General features: G+C 73.0%; 1 protein-coding gene. It reads left to right on the plus strand.

Going from position 1 to position 1,030, the window contains the following annotated elements; translation table 11 throughout:
* Positions 1 to 13: 13 nt before the first annotated feature.
* Positions 14 to 1,030: phosphopantetheine-binding protein (locus AB0G16_RS38840; RefSeq protein WP_362816049.1), on the plus strand; the 1,017-nt coding region annotated here is incomplete at its 3' end.

Here is a 1,030-nt window from a genome sequence, read left to right on the forward strand (position 1 = left end):
GGGTGGGTTGTCGGTGCGTGAGGGGGTTTTGTGCGGGTTGTTCGCGGAGGTGTTGGGGGTTTCGGGGGTGGGGGTGGATGAGGGGTTCTTCGATCTGGGTGGGGACAGCATCGTGGCGATTCGGTTGGTGGCGCGGGCGCGGGGGGTGGGGTTGGTGTTCTCGCCGCGGGATGTGTTCCGGTATCAGAGTGTGCGGGAGTTGGCGGCGGTGGCGGTGCAGGAGTCGGCCGGTGGTGGTGAGGCGGAGGGTGCGGGGACGGGGTGGTTCCCCGAGACGCCGATCATGGCGTGGTTGCGTGGTCTGGGCGGGCCGGTCGATGGTTTCAGTCAGACGGTGGTGGTGCGGGTGCCGCCGGGGTTGGGGTTGGGGCGTTTGACGGCGGCGGTGCAGGCGGTGGTGGATCACCATGATGTGTTGCGGGTGCGGTCGGTGCCGGGGGGTGGGTATGAGGTGGCCGCGCGGGGGGCGGTCCCGGCCGCCGAACGCGTGCGGCGGGTGGCGGTGGCCGCGTCGGCGCCTGAGACATCCGGGACGTCCGACGCGTCCGGCACGACCGGGGAGGTCCGGGGGGCCGGGGTGGTGGAGGAGGTCTTGGCGCGGGTGGTGGTGCGGGAGGCGGAGGTGTCGCGGGCGGGGTTGGATCCGGGGTCGGGCCGGGTGGTGGGGGTGGTGTGGGTCGATGCCGGTCCGGGGGTGTCGGGCCGGTTGGTGGTGACGGTGCATCATCTGGCGGTCGACGGGGTGTCGTGGCGCATCCTGCTGCCGGACCTGTACGCCGCGTGGAACGCCACCGCGCCGGAGCGGAACACCCCTGGGCAGAGCTCGTCGGAACGGCTCGAGTCAGAGCGGTCCGACCTCGAGACGAGCACCCCCGAGAGGACCACGGCGGAGGGGACGGCATCGGAGGGAGGCGCCTCGGAGGCGGCCGACCCGCGGGCGGTGCTGGAGCCGGTGCCCACCTCGTTCCGGACCTGGGCCCACCGCCTGCGCGAGGAGGTCCCCGCCAGGATCGGCGAGCTCGACCACTGG

This window comes from Streptosporangium sp. NPDC023615 (genome assembly GCF_040640155.1).
Lineage (GTDB): Bacteria > Actinomycetota > Actinomycetes > Streptosporangiales > Streptosporangiaceae > Streptosporangium.